General features: G+C 43.9%; 9 protein-coding genes. All 9 read left to right on the forward strand.

The window, feature by feature from the left end:
* Position 1 precedes the first annotated feature (1 nt).
* Positions 2 to 1681, forward strand: a complete 1680-nt coding sequence (locus PSM36_RS05795; protein ID WP_076929650.1) for a RagB/SusD family nutrient uptake outer membrane protein — start codon at positions 2 to 4, stop codon at positions 1679 to 1681.
* A 60-nt stretch (positions 1682 to 1741) separates the two neighbouring features.
* The gene (locus PSM36_RS05800; protein ID WP_076929652.1) at positions 1742 to 2740 is read left to right on the forward strand and encodes a DUF4859 domain-containing protein; all 999 of its coding nucleotides are present in this window, start codon (positions 1742 to 1744) and stop codon (positions 2738 to 2740) included.
* 75 nt (positions 2741 to 2815) lie between these two features.
* Positions 2816 to 4822 carry a DUF4859 domain-containing protein gene (locus tag PSM36_RS05805; protein WP_076929655.1) on the forward strand — a complete coding sequence of 669 codons (2007 nt, stop codon included), beginning with the start codon at positions 2816 to 2818 and terminating at the stop codon, positions 4820 to 4822.
* A 127-nt stretch (positions 4823 to 4949) separates the two neighbouring features.
* Positions 4950 to 7073: a family 43 glycosylhydrolase gene (locus PSM36_RS05810; protein ID WP_161947550.1), complete on the forward strand. Its 2124-nt coding sequence runs from the start codon at positions 4950 to 4952 to the stop codon at positions 7071 to 7073.
* Positions 7074 to 7077: 4 nt separating this feature from the next.
* A complete protein-coding gene (locus tag PSM36_RS05815; RefSeq protein ID WP_076932091.1) occupies positions 7078 to 9519 on the forward strand; it encodes a glycoside hydrolase family 127 protein in 2442 nt (813 codons plus the stop codon).
* A 15-nt stretch (positions 9520 to 9534) separates the two neighbouring features.
* Positions 9535 to 10344 (forward strand): M90 metallopeptidase family protein, encoded by an 810-nt coding sequence (locus PSM36_RS05820; protein WP_076929662.1) that lies wholly within the window; start codon positions 9535 to 9537, stop codon positions 10342 to 10344.
* Between the two features lie 19 nt (positions 10345 to 10363).
* Complete coding sequence (locus PSM36_RS05825) at positions 10364 to 11257, forward strand: hypothetical protein (RefSeq protein WP_232001524.1); 894 nt, start codon at positions 10364 to 10366, stop codon at positions 11255 to 11257.
* A gap of 374 nt (positions 11258 to 11631) precedes the next feature.
* Complete coding sequence (locus PSM36_RS17715) at positions 11632 to 17124, forward strand: DUF5695 domain-containing protein (RefSeq protein ID WP_232001556.1); 5493 nt, start codon at positions 11632 to 11634, stop codon at positions 17122 to 17124.
* Positions 17125 to 17481: 357 nt separating this feature from the next.
* Entirely contained in the window at positions 17482 to 19548 is a 2067-nt protein-coding gene (locus PSM36_RS05840; protein ID WP_232001525.1) for a S9 family peptidase, read from the forward strand.
* Positions 19549 to 19757: the final 209 nt, after the last annotated feature.

The following is a 19757-nucleotide window of genomic DNA, read 5'->3' on the forward strand; positions in this document are numbered from 1 at the left end:
AATGATTATGAAAATATATAAATCCATTTTAGCTCTAGTCATAGGGGCTTCTGTGCTATCATTCGACAGTTGTACTGATTTAAGTGAGACCATTTATGATACCCTTGCTGCAGAGAAATATGAATTTACGGAGAAAGATGCCGCCAGTATGTTTGCTCCGGTATATAGCAGTTTAAGATCCGTATATTGGGGATGGAACGGGTATTGCGATATTCAGGACGAATCCTCAGACCTTTGGTGTACCCCTTACCGTATAGGTATTGGATGGGGAGACTTATACGTCTCTTTACATAAACATCAGTTTCATTCCCAGATCGGGCATTTCTGGACAGAGTGGAATTATTCGTATGCCGGTATCAATGCCTGTAATAAACTATTGGCAGATAAGGCTGTGCAGGCATCAGAGCCGGCTACCGCGCAATTGAGAGCCTACCGTGCTTTGTATTATTATATTTTGTTTGATTTGTTCCGTAATATTCCATTGGATACAACATATGATCACCCGGCAGGGTGGATGCCGGAACAGGCTGATCCGCAGGAAACGTGGGATTTCATCATTGATGAACTGAACGATATTAAGGGGAAATGCGGACCGGACAATGGAATGGGGCAGATTAACGATTATGCCGTCAATATGCTTCTTGCAAAAATGTACCTGAATCACAATGCCTGGTTTAATGATCATTCGGACAATTCCTGGTACGGAAAAGCCATTGATGAACTCAATGAAGTGATCAATAGCGGACGTTTTTCTTTGGCAGCCAATTATTCCGACTGCTTTAAAGAAGATATTTCCGGTAATCCCGAAATTATCTTTGGTATCCCTTTCGAAAATAAGTATGCAAGTGGAAATTACTATGCCAACAAGTGGATACACGTTGCCGGAAGAGCCGTCTGGGATTTCAATGGCTGGGCTACCGGGGGGAGTACCGTATTACCTCAGTTCCTCGATACCTATGATGAAGACGACGGACGCTACACGGCATGTTGGACATTAGGGCAACAGTATGACCGGAGCGGTTCTCCGATTATGGTAGAAGGGGAACCATTGAGTTATTCCAAAGAGATCCATAGTATTGATAACCCGGGATGCTATCCGTTTGAAGGAGGACGTTTGATAAAATATGAGATCTTGTCGGGTGATTTTGGTTCTGCCTATGATGATATTCCTTTCTTCCGTCTGGCAGATGCCTATATGATGAAAGCCGAATGTTTACTTCGTTTAGGCGGATATAAAGGGGAAACGGAACAGACTGCTGCAGATCTGGTAACGGCTGTACGCCAACGCGCCTTTAAGAATAATCCGGCAAAAGCGGTTCGTACGGTAGAACAATTGAAAGGCGGAAGCGTGTATGCTTACGGATACAGGGAAAACCAGGGGAAAATGGGTGAAGAAGATAAATGGGTTGTGACGCATGAAGGCGGCGACGATGTCGAGTTAGGAGGATTGTTGGACGACCTGGCCTGGGAATTTGTAGCGGAGCATCACCGCCGACAGGATCTGATCCGTTTCCGAATCAAAGGGAAAAACCAAAATGTATATAACGGGAAGTCCTGGTTTTGTAAAAGGGCGAAAACGGATCCGTTGGATAACCATTGTGACATCTTCCCGTTGCCGAAAGATTTTATGGATGGAAATCCTAAACTGAAACAAAATCCGGGTTATGAGGATGGGAATTAGTAAATTAGTTTAAGTAAGTTTAACGAGAATAATTCCATACACAAAAAATAAAATAATCGTATGAAAAGAAATATAATTTATATACTTGCTATTTCACTGTCGTTTGCTCTTTCAGCATGTAGTGACAGCTACGAAGATGCCACGAGTAAGCATGTATACGGTGAGAACGAAAGTCCTTATTTGCGGATAGACCAGGAGGCAACCATTACTACGAATATTGAGTTTGCAGTGGAGCGGCTGGAATCTTATATTGTCAATCTGGAAGATTATAGTGAATTGTTTCAGGAAAAAATGGGGATGAGCGTTGATCAGGTGATCAGTGGTTTAAGTAATGGATCAGTGGTATTTTATAATATCAATACCACCCGTAATCATTGGAATAAGGCAGAAAAGACAAAAGGAAGCACCGGCTGGTATTATAATACGGCCGGTGGGGTAACCACTGAATCCGACAACACCAAAACGGTCAGCCTGGATATCGATACCAACAACAAAACCCTTACTGTTAATCCCGTGGAGAATGTGATGGTCGGAACATCTGTCAGTTTCAATGTGGGGTTTGCAGTCAATGGGCCCGATTATGACGACTATGTTCGTTTCTCATTTCAGGTTTCTTATACTGACCCAACAATCGTAATGTTAAGCATAACGATTCCTGCCGGCGATTATGCATCCTACGGTATAGACTTGAATAATTACGCTGGAACGATCGCTCTTTGTATGGAGATGACGGTGGAGGAATTCCTTGCAAATATAGATACGAACGGTGGAGAAATTCGTATGTATGTTGTCAATCCTCAAAGTGGCGTATGGGATGAAACCAGCAATTATACGGCTAATGCCCCGGGATACTGGATAAACAATTTGGGAGCTGTTTGTAATTGGGGAGAAGCAGGTTTTACTACCTATGCTGAGCTGAATACAGGCGACCAGATGCTCTATATAGGCAGAGCTCCGGGATTAACTGCCGGAAATAAGTATACGATAAGTATCGGTTACCGAAATAGGGAGAGTCCAAATTATTTCTTCCGCTTTATCATTACCGCTACTTTGGCATAATAAAAAACAAGCAGGAGGATATACGCCTACAAGCATTTATCCTCCTGTATAGATATTTAAATTGATTGATTTTTTGTGAAAAAACGGCTTACATATTATCTTTTATTCTGTCTCTTTATCAGTTTTCATAACTGTAGTTCAGATGAACCACTGATTAAGCCGGAAAAACCGGAAGAGAACGGAAAGACAGAACAACCGGATGAAACTGATGTGCTGATCCTCGATCCTTCCGATATTCAGGATTATGCGAAAATATATAAACCGCAGGAGTTCAGTAGTATGGACTGGCTCAGGGAGGACAGTAAATGGTCTTTTGTCCGTTCCAAACAATCCGGGCATTTTATTGTATTCTGGGAAAAAGGTTTTGGAAACAACCCCAACGCTGTAGAAGTGCCGGAAGCCTTACGTGTGGATATAGATGATTTACTGGAAAAAGCCGAAACATTTTTCAGTGTCAATACAAATAGGTTAAAATTTGCGGAAATCAACAACAATGCATCCAATCTGGATAAATACAAAATGCAGATTTATCTGTTATACCAGACCGAATGGTTGGCGACCGGCGGCGGATATGACGATGTGATCGGCGCGCTGTGGGTCAACCCAAGTACATGCAAACCGGTGGGATCGACTATCGCTCACGAGATCGGACATAGTTTCCAATATCAGGTATATGCGGACTTACTGGTAACGGGAAAAACTGAAAACGACTTTTCCCGCGGGTTTCGTTACGGATTCGGAGGTAACGGCGGTAATGCTTTCTGGGAACAGACCGCACAATGGCAGTCTTTTCAATCATATCCCATGGAAGCGTTCGAGACATACAATTTCGGCGTATATACCGGAAACTGTCATCGCCATATTTGTCATGAATGGCAACGCTATGCCAGCTACTTTATCCATTATTACTGGACGGATAAACACGGCATCGATTTTATAGGCAAACTGTGGCGCGAAGCTGTAAGCCCGGAAGATCCGATGGAAGCCTATATGCGGATAACCGGTCTTACTGTCGATCAGTTTAATGCGGAGATGTATGACGCAGCCACTCGCTTCGTGACCTGGGATATAGATGAGATACGTACAAATGGAAGCCAATATATCGGGAAACAAACATATAAGTTCTATATTCTTGCTGACGGTACTTATCAGGTGGCTTACAGTCATTGTCCGGGAACAACCGGATATAATGCTGTACCGTTGAATGTGTCTGAAGCCGGAACAACCGTTTCAACCGTATTTACCGCATTGCAGCCGGGGTCTTCGCTTGCCCCCGATGATCCGGGACAAAGTAACGAGAACGGAACAAGCGTTACTGTTACAGCATACAATCGTTCTGATTTAACGAGAGCCGGATGGCGTTATGGTTACGTGGCTCTGCTTAAGGACGGGCAACGCATTTACGGTGATATGAACAGGGAAGCCAGCGCAAATGTTGAATTTACTATTCCTGAGAACTGCGAAAAACTTTGGTTTGTAGTTTTGGGAGCGCCGTCGACTTATAAAGCCCATGCGTGGGATGAGATGGAAACGAACGATGATCAGTGGCCGTATACCGTGAAATTTTTCGGTACGGATATATTAGGAAATATTGAAATCGATCCTAATGCAACCCCTCAAGACATCACGCTGACCTATGACCTGTCATTTCCTGCCGATGCTTCTGCATATTCGGGAACTACGGTTAATTTGATCGACAACGGTGATATCTCAAAAGTTGCGAAGGCATTTGTCATGCAGCCATCGGTTATTTCAGGTATATTGCTGGCTGCCAAGCAGACGTCACAGGAAGGAAAGATCGCTTTTGCCGCCGTTCAGTCCGACGGTTCTCTTAATTACAACACTACGGCTAACGGACACGGATTTTGGTTTGACGGTGATGGGAATGTTATCAGTTGGGGTAGTGAAAACGATAGCAAAGTGTTCTCAGAATTTTCGGGAAGTAGCTTCGAATTTACCATTGGTCAATATCCAGGGAAGTGTAAATCCGGGGATAAATATACCCTCAAAGAGGCACTTATCTATATGAGAGAGGGGAAACAGTACCGAGTGACATTTATTTTTAATATAACCATTTTATAAAACATTTTTCAGGAAACATTGCTTTTGTTCAATGAGAGATAATGCAGTCGTAATTGAAATATACATAATTCACGAATAAGGTCCAGCAAAAATGAGGCAAATTTTATCTATTGTATTTTCTGCAATTATGTTGTCATGTGTCTATAGACAGGAACCGCAATATAATGCACCGGGCATGGGAAACCCCCTTGTCCCTGGATATTTCGCGGATCCAACGATCAAGAAGTTTGGAGATACGTACTATTTATATGCAACAACGGATGGCATAAAACTGGCATCCGGTGAGCCCCAGGTATGGATCAGCAAAGATTTTGTGAATTGGTATAATTATGAAATGGAGATTGATCTTCCTTCCGGTCTGACGAACTGCTGGGCGCCTGATGTCCTGAAAGGAAAGGACGGGAAATATTATTATTTCATGGGAAACTGCCAGTTCGGATGCAATATTTACGGATATGTCTCGAATTCGCCTATGGGACCCTGGAAGCCTGTGAATGACGGGAAACCGGTAATACCTGTAGGAACAGGAAAAGAGCATCTTCCTGCCCTTGACGCTCAGTTTGTGCAAACGGAAGATGGCAAAATCTCCGCATGGTTCGGAACCTGGTGTACATCATTCGGAGGGTTAGGCTGGGCGGAATTGAATTCTGACGATCTGAGTATTGAAAGGGATGGATATATCCCTTTGGAACAACTTCCTGACGTATTTGAAGCTCCATACCCTTTAAAAAGAAAGGGTAGATGGTTTATGATGTACTCCTCCGGGGATTGCCGGTTGAGCGACTATGTCGTACATTATGCATGGGCCGATAGTATTTACGGCCCATACCGGTATGGAGAGAATAATCCAATCCTCTCTTCCTCTGAAGATGGAACCATAGACAGCCCCGGACATAATTCGGTAATTGAAGAAAATGGAGAGTATTACATTTTATATCATCGACATGATAATCCACACAGTTCCGGGGGCGAATTCAGACAGGTATGTGCCGATAGATTGATCTTTTCCGATGCTTACACCATCGGGAAAATAGAACCCTCTCATACCGGGATCGACTATTTAGCAGAAAACAGCATTCCATATAAAAACAGGGCTTTTAAGGCTAAAACCCATGCATCGTCTTTTTATCATCTGTTATCACCTCCCACCCGGTTCGAAAAAAACGGGGTGGATCATGCCTATCTGCCAGAATATGCTACCGATGACAATAACGGGACATTATGGAAATCCGGAAGCGGTGCCTTGCCGCAAACATTGACAATCGATCTGGGAAAAACGAGGCGAATCAGAAGGATAATGACTCAGTTCGAATATCCCACATTCTATTATCAATATAAATGGGAGGTGTCGGAGGATAGTATAAGCTGGTCGCTTTTTTCAGATAAAAGATCCAATAGAAGAAGCGGTTCGCCCATGATCGACGATGGTGACACCGGTGCCCGCTATGTCCGGATCACCGTCACAAGTACCGAAAAGACGGGTATGTATGCTGCCATATGGAATGTCAAGGTGTATGACCGCCTTTTTGAGATACCTTCATTCAGTAACAGTGAAATGGCAGAAGGTCCTGGAGAAATGGGAGAGAGGCGGCTGCTTGTAGATCTCGATGTGAGAGATTTGACAGTTGGGAAAATTAACGGGAGCATATCTAATCAGGGAGAATTAGAAGGAGAGTTCACTCCTGTCGGAGAACCGCTATTGACTGTTACGGATAATGTGAGATCGATTTCTCTCGACGGAGAGAGTTATTTATTGCTTACTAAACCCGCGCCAAAAACACTTGACTGGAATGCGCCTTTCACTGTGTCGGTATGGGTCTATAATCCTGAAATTGAATTTGGTGAGTGTGTCGTGTCGTGGAATTCAAGGAGGAATATGTTACAAGCTTCTTATGCCGCCCTGATGTATGGTACAGGCCCATACGGTGCAGTGGCCCATGGCGACGGATACGTGGATGTCGCTTTCAATGAAGTACCTGAGGCCGGAAAATGGCATCATTTGGCAATTACATTTGATGGCATGTGCGAGTATATTTACGTGAACGGACAATTAGACCGGCAATTCCCATTGATGTTGTTTGTTAAGACCGAACAGATAAAGATAGGGGCCTCGGGTGAGATTTCGGAAAATTTTACCGGATCCATTACCGGAGTAAGGCTTTATGATGGTTTTTCTACCGGGCAGCAGATCAAGGAAATCATGTATGAAACATATCCATACGATGATCCGTATGAAAATAATCAGTTTTAATCGTATGAAACGAACCTTTTTACTCTATTTGGGTGTTATATGGCTTCTCGGCTGTAATAAACCGTCGGAAAAGCATATACAGATACAGCTCGGTGAAATCAGCGAAGTTCCGTTTACCGACGTCCGTTTTAATGACGAATTCTGGGCGCCGAGAATGGAAATCAATAGGACGGTTTCGATCCCGTCGGCGTTTTATCAGTGTGAAATAAATGGGCGGTTCGATAATTTTGCATTAGCCGGAGGGTTGATACAAGGAGAACATCAGGGTGATTTCTCGTTCGACGACACCGATCCGTATAAAATCATCGAAGGTGCATCTTATGCATTGGCTGTAAAATACGATCCGGAGTTAGATGCATACATGGACAGTGTTATTACATTGATTACTGCCGCTCAGGAGGAAGATGGATATCTCACTACCTGTGTCACCAATAATTGTACCCGCCTTTCACGTTGGTGGGGTAGTTCCCGTTGGGAAAAGATCAACAGTCATGAGTTGTACAACTGCGGGCATCTTTATGAAGCGGCGGTTGCTCATTATAAAGCGACCGGAAAGCGAACATTACTGGATGTGGCCATAAAAAATGCCGATCTGGTGTGTGACGTTTTCGGGCTTGGAGAAGGACAGATAAAATATCCGTCGGGACATCCTATTATAGAAATGGCGCTTGTGAAACTGTATCATGTGACGGGAAATAAGAAATACCTCGATCAGGCACATTATTTTGTGGATGAAGCCGGTCGTTTATCCAACGGAAGGAAACCGGGTATTTATAGCCAGGATCATAAACCGGTGCTTGAACAGGATGAAATTGTCGGCCATGCTGTCCGGGCCGGGTATTTTTATTCGGGAGTAACGGACGTAGCCTCTTTGCAGCATGACCGGGAATTGTTCGATGCCGTCAGCCGCGTCTGGGAAAATATGGCAGGAAAGAAGCTCTATATCAATGGGGGGATTGGTTCTCGGGCGCAGGGAGAAGGATTTGGCCCGGATTACGAACTCAATAATTTCAATAATTATTGTGAGACTTGTGCGTCCATTGCCAATGTGTACTGGAATCAACGGATGTTTTTAGCAACGGGCAATTCTAAGTATATTGACGTACTGGAAAGGACGCTTTATAACGGGGTTCTTTCGGGTGTTTCGTTGAGCGGTGATAAATTTTTCTATGACAATCCTTTGGCTTCACACGGCGTACACCAACGTCAGGAGTGGTTCGGATGTGCCTGTTGTCCGGGAAATGTCACCCGTTTTATGGCATCTGTTCCGGGGTATGTGTATGCTACTCATAAAAATGATGTATATGTCAATCTCTTCGTGAGCGGAAATGCAAAGATAACTCTTGAAAAGGGTGAGATCGAGTTGGAGCAGATAACGAAATATCCGTGGGAAGGAAATGTGGAAATCAAGCTCAATAGAGCCATTTCGAAAGAATTTGCGATACATGTCCGGATTCCCGGATGGGCAGTAAACCGACCGGTACCGACTGATCTCTACCGGTATGTGGATGATGAGAAACCACACGTTTCCTTAACGGTCAACGGGAAAACGATAGAAGTTAAACCGGTACATGGATATGTGGTTATCGATAGAAAATGGGAAGAAGGAGATAAAGTTTCTTTGCATATGGATATGCCGGTAAGAAGGACACAAGCGCATGATAACGTGTACTATAACGAAGGATTATTGTCGATGGAACGGGGACCTGTACTGTATGCCCTGGAAAGTGTTGACCAGCCCGAAGATTTTCTTTTCAATATTGTTATACCCAGAGATGCCAGAATTTTGTCCCGTTTCGATAAAGCACTGCTGAATGGTGTTGTCGTACTGGAAGGCGAAGCATTCATGGTCAGCAGGGATTCTGTTAGCGGACAATTATTGGGAACACCTTTTACATTTAAAGCAGTTCCTTACAGCACCTGGAACAACCGGGGACGGGGACAATTGGTTGTATGGACACCCGAAAAAGCGGAATATGCTATTTTAAGACCGGAACCGACTATTGCTTCACAAGCTGAACAGGTTGGCGGTTGGGGATATAATGACCAGTTCGAACCAAAATCATCATCTGACCTCAATACGCCCTATCACTATTGGTGGTTGAAACAAGGCAGCGAAGAATCTGTCGGATATCAATTCAATAAACCCGAGACGATTTCGAATGTGGAGGTCTATTGGCTGGTCTTTGATCATTATGATGTCTCGTACAGAGCGCCGGAATCATGGAAACTGCTGTACAAAGAGGGTAATACATGGAGGGAAGTGAAAAATCCGTCCGCTTACGGAGTTGAACCGGATCAATACAATAAAGTCACATTCGATCCTGTTACCACCACGGAATTAAAACTGGTAGCCCAATTACAGCGTAACAAAGAAGGTGTGTCCCAAGATCAAGACTTCAAAGGTTATTCGGGAGGTATTATTGAATGGAAGGTGAATAATTAATTGTTTAGTAATCGTATGAAGACGGTTTTACTTGTAGTGTTTTTATTATTTTTCTGCGGATCGGAATTTGCACAGTCCCTTTTTTATGCTGAACTATGGTATAAGGTTGGTACTGTTCCGCCGGAATTGGGAATCGATCCCTTTTATAAGAAATATCTTGATGCCGGTGGTATTACCGTCGTTTCATCGGAAAATGTTTCCGATGAGGCATTGATTCAGACGCAACGCATAATCACGGTCATGCTTTCCAAACGTCCCGATGTAAAACAGGCTATGGTGGAGAATGGTTGTAAGGTTATGATCATCGGCCGGAATGAAGAGGTGTGTGATTTACCGGAATATGCACATATCTGTGATACACCTGAAAATAGATCTTATTGGAACAAGCGGGCACGAGGTTTTGGCGGTGCGCCCGAAGATACGTTCAGCGCAAGCTTTGGGGAGGAAAACATGCTTTGTCTGGAGGGCGACCGGTATAAGGGCGAAAGTATTCTGGTACATGAATTTGCCCATCTTATTCATATGGTCGGCATTGTTGGCATAAATCCCGATTTCGATACCGAGTTGGAGATGCTTCGCCAACATGCCATTGAAAAAGGACGTTGGGAAAACACCTACGCCATCACCAATAAAGAGGAATATTTTGCCGAATCCGTTCAGACCTTTTTCGACTGTAACCGTTATTCGGAAATCCCCAACGGAGTGCACAATGCTATCAATACCCGTGAAAAACTGAAAACATATGATCCGGAGATGTATGAATTGCTTTTGCGCTATTTTCCCGAATCGGATCTGGGTTTATGTGATGGTAACTATAGTAATTAGAATTTAAATATATAAGCGTATGAAACGAACAGTAGGAATTATTTGCGTGGTTTTACTCATTATGAGTTGTCAAAATCAGGGAAGTCAAAAATCTGCGCAATTGCAAAGATCAACACAGTTAAGCGAAGCAAATGCCCTGATTCAATTGGTGGATACACCCGAGATAGCAACGCCACCGGCCGCTTTGAACCTTGATCCGTTTTACAAAAAATACATGAATGTAAACGGGATCCATGTAATCAGTTCATGGCGGGTTCCCGATTCCTGTTTTTACGCCGCATATATAACTATTAAAGCGCTGACAGATATGTTACCCGCGGAGGTGTTGGAGTCGATGACGAGTCGGGATACCCGGATCGGGATCATGGCGCGTTACGAAGGAACTACCGATATACCCGAACATGCCTATCTCGCCAATGATACTTCACTGAACTGGGATGTGCGTGCACGCGGATTGGGAGGGACGCTCGATTTACCATTGACCACCTGTGCGGAAGAGAATATTCTGGCGTATCAGATCGATAAATACCATGCGGAAGATATTCTGATCCATGAATTCGCGCATACGATACACGATGTAGGTATTTCGCCGATAAACCCTGAATTCAATGATCGTCTGAAAGTACTGCTGGATAGCGCTCTGGAAAACGGACGATGGATGAATACATATGCTGCGACCAATATCTGGGAATATTGGGCGGAAGGCGTGCAGAGTTGGTTTAATGTCAATGCCGAAGTCGATAACGACGGGGGTGACGGGAAGCATAATAAAGTGAATACCCGGGAAGAACTGAAAGTGTATGATCCCGGATTGTATGAGATATTATCTGAATACTTTCCCGTAACAGGCCAAAGGTTCAGCCGTCATAAAACGGAAAATTTGTATAATTGGGAAATCTCAAAAAATAAGTGAGTGAATAGTTAATAGTGAAAAATTAAAAATTAATTATATGTATATATGGGCACCAGACTCTTGTGGATAGATGTGATTTTGAAAAAAGGTGGGAAGGTGATTAGGTGGGAAAGCGCGAAGGTTGATGTGTCAATTTTCAATTCATGATTTTTTATTAAAAATCAACATTGCTAAATCCAGAATATCAGAATTTTGAAATCATGAAATTCCAAATCGCAAATTTAAAAAGTCTTGTGTCCTGGTTCTTGTATCTAAAATTATATCTTATGAAACGACTGATAATAACAGCTTGCATTGTATCTGTTCTAACCCTTTTTCCCTCTTTTGCCCAGTCACCCTGGGATAGAATTGGCCAAAAACCCTCCACGCTATTTATGGGGATGGGGGAGGAGACATTTACAACAAAATCTTTTTCTTTGACTTTGGTAAATGCCTCTCAAACGGTGAAACATCTGACTCCGCTTTCAGATATGTCCTTTGATTATACACCCAGTGACAGAATAGAACAAAGGGATAAAGACGGGCTGTACCATTTGGGAGATATAAATATTACTCTGAGAAAATCAGTAGATGGGAGCTGGAAACAATATTCTACTGCATATAATCGTAAGCCGGTACAGCAATTGGCCGTGAACGGCAATATAATTGCTGCTGCCGACCTTGCCGCCACTTTACCTGAAGATATACCTGTAGGCGTAAAGAGATTCTGGGAGACCGATAAAGGGGATCTGGTGCTGCGGTTTGAGATTACGAATCGCTCTTCGGATAATGTGGAAATAGGATCCTTGGGTATTCCCCTTATTTTTAATAATATACTGGAAGGGAAAAATCTGGATCAGGCACACCATGACAATGTGTTTTTTGATCCCTATATAGGAAAAGATGCGGGCTATCTTCAGGTAAACCGCTTGCATGGCAAAGGTGCCAGTTTGTTAGTGTTACCTCAGGATAATGCTGCATTCGAGGCATACAATCCGCTCAATGATGACCCAACCCCGAAAGGTGTGGTGTTTGAGGGATTCCATGAGTGGCTTATCCATAGTAAAGCAAATGCGGAGACGGAATGGAAAGATGTGGAGCCATGGAACGAACCGACCTCGACCAATCTGGTTCCGGGAGAGTCGAAAAACTTTTCTATCAAGTTTGTCCTTGCTCCGTCTATCAGAGGAATAGAAGATGAATTGATCTGCCGCCGGAGACCCGTTGCAATAGGGCTTCCCGGCTATGTTTTACCTGCCAACGAAAAAGGAAGGCTCTTTATAAAATATCCGGAGAGGATAAGAAACATTTCCGTCTATCCTGAAAATGCGCTGACACTGACTAAAAAAGATGATACCCCCAGCAGATGGTCGGAATATGAAGTAAAAGGGAATAGTTGGGGTAGAGCCAGAGTCACTGTCAACTATGCGGATGGAGTACAGCAGACTATTCATTATAAAGTGATTAAGTCGCAACAGGAGGTGGTAGATGATCTGGGGAACTTCCTTACCACGAAGCAATGGTATGAGAACAAGGACGATGCTTTCGGCCGTTCACCCTCCATCATGAACTATGATTATGACAGGAAACAGATCCTTACCCAGGAGAGACGCTCCTGGTTTGTAGGCCTAAGTGACGAAGCCGGTGCCGGAAGCTGGCTGGCAGCCGTGATGAAGCAACTTGTGCGGCCCGATCATCAGGAGATTCAGAAAATAAAAAGATTCATCAATGAGACGATGTGGGGTGGGATACAGCATAGTTCCGACTCTACCAAATATGGTGTGAGGAAGAGCCTGTTTTACTATGAACCGGAGCTGATGCCGGAAGGTACCTATAGCGATTCAATCCGGTTCAGTGGCTGGGAAGCCTGGTCGAAAGAAAATGCCGAAGATCTTGGACGTTCCTATAACTACCCGCATGTAGCGGCGGCTCATTGGGTGATGTATCATCTTGGTCGAAACCGTGGCATTCAGGGAATAGATTGGAAACAAAGTCTTGAAAATGCTTGTTATACGGCCATTGCGATGATGAAATTTGCTCCTTACTATGCACAATTCGGGCAGATGGAAGGTTCTGTTTTCCTCTATATCCTTCTGGATCTGCAACGGGAAGGATTTACGGAAATGGCTGTTACTCTGGAGGCAGAAATGAAAAAACGGGCGGATCACTGGCGTTCGTTAAACTATCCGTTTGGCAGTGAAATGCCCTGGGACTCCACCGGACAGGAGGAAGTGTATATGTGGACATCCTACTTCGGTTATGCCGACAAGGCGGATGTTACCCTCAATGCGATCCTCGCCTATATGCCTGCACTGCCCCACTGGGGTTACAACGGCAGTGCCCGCAGGTACTGGGATTTTGTATATGGAGGTAAACTGGCAAGAATTGAACGCCAGCTACACCATTATGGTTCGGGATTGAATGCGATACCGGTACTCGCTGCCTATAGGGATAATCCGGAGGATTTCTACCTGTTGAGGGTAGGATATGCCGGCTCGATGGGGCCATTGGCCAATGTGACCGAAGATGGTTTTGGCCCGGCTGCTTTTCATTCCTATCCTTCCACACTGGATATCGATGGTTATGCAGGTGATTACGGTAGCGGATTTTATGGCTATGCAGTCAATGCAGGTACCTATATCTACAATCATCCTGAATTCGGATGGGTTGCTTTCAGTGGCAATATTGAAAAACAGGGAGAATGGATCAAGACCGAAATTACCACGGCAGGTAGGAACCGTGTTTTTATTGCATCGGAATCTCTTCACCTGACGACTGTCGCCGGACAAATGGAGCAGATTGATTATAATCCTGTAACCAAAGAAGTAGTCATTACATTTGACGGGAATGCATTACTCGATTTGACTGTCCCGGATGACAGGGAAATAGTCCTTCCAAAAGAAATAACCAAAGAGGAAAGAGGCTATTATGTAATTAAATCGACAAAAGGAAAAGAGAATACACTACGTTTTAAAATCGAGAAAGTGGAAAAACTGCAGTCAAATGCAAATTCTGCGGACATTCGGATCATTACCGGAATCGAACCCATCCATGTGGATTGTCCGGTAGGTACCGTGCCCCGATTACCTTATCAGGTATGGGTAACCTATTCAGATGGCAAGTCCGAATACCGCCAAACCCGATGGTCGAATTCGGCACTTGCCACAGAACTGGAACAGGCAGATCCGGAGAAAAACCCTGTAGGGCATGAATATGCCGTAAAAGGTTTCATCATTGGAGATAACACTACTCAATATGGGTATCCAGTTACGGCTACTGTCAAAGTGGTGGATGAGACCTATGCAACGCCTTCCCATATTCCGGTTGCCAACCCCGTTCCATTGGACAAAGTGGTTATTGATGGGGACAACAGGCTGACTTCCAACCGGGATCTGGCTATTCTGCAGATCCTTAGTTGGGATGTTTCCCAACAGTTGTATAACTACCGGGATACATACGGGTTAAGTACCGAAGGATATACAATAGCCGATGGGTGGGATTCTCCTACCACTAAACTCAAGGGACATGGGTCAGGTCATTATATGTCTGCGCTGGCTTTTGCTTTTGCAAGTGCTGTCCATCCGGAGCATAAGAGTCAGTTACGTGATAACATGCGACGGATGGTCAATGAATTACGTGAGTGCCAGGAACGTACATTTGTCTGGAATGAACAGTTAGGCAGGTATTGGGAAGCACGGGATTTTGCACCCGAAGCCGAACTGCGTACCATGAAAGGGACCTGGGAGGACTTCGATATGTATAAAACCCAGTGGGAAAAATATGGTTACGGATATCTTAATGCTATTCCGGCCCATCACCCGGCGCTGATTGAAATGTATCGTGGGTATAATAACTCCGACTGGGTGTGGGCGCCATACTATTCAATCCATAAACAACTTGCCGGTTTAATTGATATAGCAACCTACGTGGATGATTCCGGGATTGCCGATAAAGCCCTGCTTATTGCCAAAGATATGGGATTATGGATCTGGAACCGATTGCATTACCGGACATTTGTCAAGACGGATGGAACACAGGAAGAACGCAGAGCCAACCCGGGTAACCGGTATGAAATGTGGAATATTTATATTGCCGGGGAAGATGGTGGAACCGGTGAGTCGCTGGCACGGCTTTCAGAAATGGTAACGGACCCGATTGAGAAAGCACGCCTGCTCGAAGCATCCAATTATTTCGACAGTCCGGCATTTTACGATCCGCTGGCTAAGAATATCGATGATATCCGTACCCGTCATGCCAACCAGCATATCCCGAAAATAACCAGTGCGCTTCGTAGTTTCAGAGGTAATGGTAATCCCTACTATTATCATCTGTCCGAAAACTTCTGGAATATGATACAAGGTCGTTACCGTTATTCAACAGGAGGAGTAGGTAATGGTGAGATGTTCAGGCAACCCTATACCCAGATACTGAGTATGGCGACCAATGTAACATCCGACAATCAACGCAATCTGCATCCCGCACCTAATATCAACGAAACCTGTTGTGCCTATAACCTGGCTAAACTGACCAAGGATCTGAACAGTTTTAACCCTGACGATGCCAGGTATATGGATTATTATGAAAGGGTATTGTACAATCAACTCATTGGGTCGTTACACCACACCTGCTATCAGACGACCTATCAGTACGCGGTCGGTTTGAATGCATCCAAACCCTGGGGCAACAGGACGCCACAATCTACCTGTTGCGGTGGTACGGGCTCCGAAAATCATGTGAAGTACCAGGAAGCGGCTTATTTTGTTTCGGAGAACACTATCTGGGTCGCTTTATATATGCCGACCACTCTCTCGTGGGATGCAATGAACGTGACCATTCAGCAGGATTGTTTGTGGCCTGCTGAGAATTCAACCATCCGGTTGACGCAGGGAACCGCTGGCTTTGCTATGAAATTACGTGTTCCCTATTGGGCTACAGAAGGTTTTGATGTGAAACTGAACGGCGTTTCAATCGCTTCTTCCTATCAGCCAGGCACATATGTTACTATTCCGGCGCGTACCTGGACAACTTCCGATGTGGTGGAGGTTATCATGCCTTTTACCAGACATATTGATTTTGGCCCTGACAAGTTAGAAACAGCTGCTACGGGTATAAACGAAACAAATACTCCGTTCACTCCCATGTGGGTCGGTACACTGATGTATGGACCTTTGGCAATGACGGCAACCGGTATAGACAATTGGGAACAGGCTACTATAGATGTGGACTCTGATTTGGGAAATATCGTGCAAAACAGACCTGTTGGAACCAAAACAGGTGTGAATGGTAACCTTTATACCCTGACGCTGGGGGACAAAACATTTCAGCCTGATTATTACCGACATGATAATACAACCCACTATTTCAGAATCAATCTGCCCGGTGATCCAAACGTCGGATTGGAAACAGCTCAAATGACCATAGATAAAAGTATGTTGAAAGAATATCTGCATGTGGCTATGGAGAGGAAATCCGCACAGGAAAAGTGGAATGCGCTTACCGTGAAAATACCGGAATATGCTCCTTGGGCACCACATGGTTTTTCCCGTCTAATGAAACAGCTTGAGCTGGCGCAGAATATCCTCAGCGATACGGATAAGAATTATAATCAAACAGAAATAAATGAAGCAGCATCAGCGCTTAATGCAGCTATCAATACAATGAGACCGGGTAACCTGCCGGAGTTGGAAGATCTGGGCGATTTGTTGAGTTTGCTTACCGATGCCAGGGCTGTGAAACAATCCGGCCGTACAAGTGTCCTGACCGAAGCGATTCAATATGCGGAGATGGTAGTGGAATATGTAGGTGACGGAAGCGGGACACACGATATGATAGAAAGTGCGTTGGTTAAACTTACGGCAGCACTCGACAAAACAGACCGTACGAAATAGAACGTTTTCGTTAAGCAATATGAGCAGAAGACAAGCCTGCTTGGATTATGCTATTGCGAGAAAACGACTAAATTTTTTGAAGATTTTTTGGGCCTGACACCATTCTATTCTTCCAGGCATGTATTACGGGAAACAAAAAATAAAACCGGATAAATAATATTCCTATAAATATTTCATAAAATGAAAACTCTGCTCGCTTACTTTTTTTTATTCCAGATTTTTGTATCATCTGTTGGAGCACAAAACGCAGATAGTTTATACCAATTGGCAGATCGTTATAATGAACGGTTCACCTCAAAATTTTATTACAATGCAACAAATGTTCAGGCTGTAAATGATTCACATTGTTTTGTCTATATGACACAAACCCCTAAAGGGAGAGAATTTTATTTGATCGATCCTGAACAGAAAACACAAAAAAATGCATTCGATCAGGAACGTCTGGCCGCTTCCTTGTCAAAAGTATTGGATAAAAAAACAGATGCATATAATCTTCCTTTCCGGCAGATCCGATTGAGTGATCGGCGGGATTCCATTTTTTTTCGCGTTGAAACAACCGATTATTATGCCCTGTTGACAGATTATGAAGTTTCTAAGAATCCGGTTCAGAGCTTCCGTGAAGAGCCCTATTGGGGCAATGTATTCAAAGAAGATTCCAGGGAAAGGGTCCCCTCTCCGGACGGAAAAAAAGAAGCCTATATCTCGGAAGGGAATCTCTGGGTAGAAGATAAAGAAACAGGAAATATACGGAAATTAAGTAACGATGGTTCACCTTACGAATATTACTCGTCGAATATCTATTGGTCGCCCGATTCGAGAAAGATCGTGTGTTGCAAATATCGCCCCGGAGGGGATCGCAAATTGTTGTTGATCTCTTCTTCTCCAAAGGATCAATTACAGCCTAAAACAGAGACATATGATTATCTGAAACCGGGAGATGCACTGCCTGTAAGACGTCCGGTTGCTTTTTTGATTGATGAAGAAAAAGTAATTCATTTTGATGTGCCGGATGTTGACTCCCAGTATGATCTGACCAACATAAAATGGAATAAGAAAAGCGATTTCTTTACGTTCGATTTCAATAAAAGAGGACATCAGCAATTCATCGTATATGCTGGAGATATTCTTTCCGGAACACTGCATCCGGTAGTAAAGGAAGAAAGTCCTACGTTTATTCATTACTATAATCTTTATCAATATTGGTTTAAGGAGAGCGATGAACTGTTGTGGATTTCGGAACGTGACGGATGGCGGCATATCTATCTCTACGATGTCCCGTCGGGAAAAGTAAAGGAACAGCTGACGAAAGGAGACTGGGTTGTAAAAACGATTGTGAATGTGGATGAAAAAAAGAGACGGATTCTTTTCAAGGCGTGCGGTATGGATAAGAATGAAGATCCCTACCTGGAAAAATATTATACTTTGGATATTCGTAGTGGGAAAATAACGCCGCTTACTCCTGAGAATGCCCATCACAACGTTACTTTTTCGCAGGATCACCGGTATATGTTCGATGTGTACTCAAGAGTAGACTTACCTCCTGCACTTGTAATCCGTTCTGTTGAGGATGGAGGAAAAATAGTATATAAACCTGCTATGCAGCCGGATATCTCCGGAGTTACCGCATCCGGATGGCGGATGCCGGAAGTCTTCTCTGCAAAGGGACGGGACGGTGAGACCGATATCTGGGGAATGATCATTCGTCCGTCCAATTTCGATCCGGCAAAAAAATATCCTGTCATCGAATACATTTATGCCGGACCACACGATTCTCACGTGCCCAAATCATTTGCAGTGGAATACCGACCCAGTGCCCTGGCTGAACTGGGATTTATCACGGTGATGATCGACGGAATGGGAACGGCAAACCGGTCCAAGGCTTTTCACGACGTATGCTGGAAAAACCTGAAAGATGCCGGCTTTCCCGACAGGATTGCCTGGATAAAGGCGGCTGCAGAGAAATATCCGGAGATGGATATCGAACGGATGGGAATTTACGGAGTGTCAGCCGGGGGACAGAACACCATGTGGGGACTTTTGTCATATCCCGACTTTTACAAAGTGGGTGTGGCCTCTTGCGGTTGTTATGATAACCGAATGGATAAGATATGGTGGAACGAGCAGTGGCTGGGATATCCTATTGGAAAAGAATATGAAGAGAATTCGAATGTGGAGAATGCACATCTCCTGAAAGGGAAGTTAATGTTGATCCTTGGGGAGATGGATAATAATGTAGATCCGTCGAGTACATTGCAACTCGTGGATAAATTGATTAAACATGATAAAGAGTTTGAGTTTGTGATGCTCCCGGGTGCCAGACATACTTTAGGTGAAAAATACGGAGAAAGAAAACGGCGCGATTTTTTTATGAAGCATCTTTTGAATGTAAAAGCAACGGAATGGAATAGCAAAAATTCGAAGTGAGCTTTGCTCCATTTACTTTTTTATAGAGAGATTAAGTCCAGGGTCATTGAACCCTGGCTTTTTTTGTTAAAAACACCTGTTTGGTCATTTATCCACTTTATTTTATCATTTGTCCACCTTGTTTATTCCAGGAAAAAAGATATTTCTACCTTAAATAAGTTATCTAAATTTAAAGTAAAATTATGTTTGGGTATGTTGTGGAATTTATA

The sequence above is a fragment of the Proteiniphilum saccharofermentans genome (assembly GCF_900095135.1).
Lineage (GTDB): Bacteria > Bacteroidota > Bacteroidia > Bacteroidales > Dysgonomonadaceae > Proteiniphilum > Proteiniphilum saccharofermentans.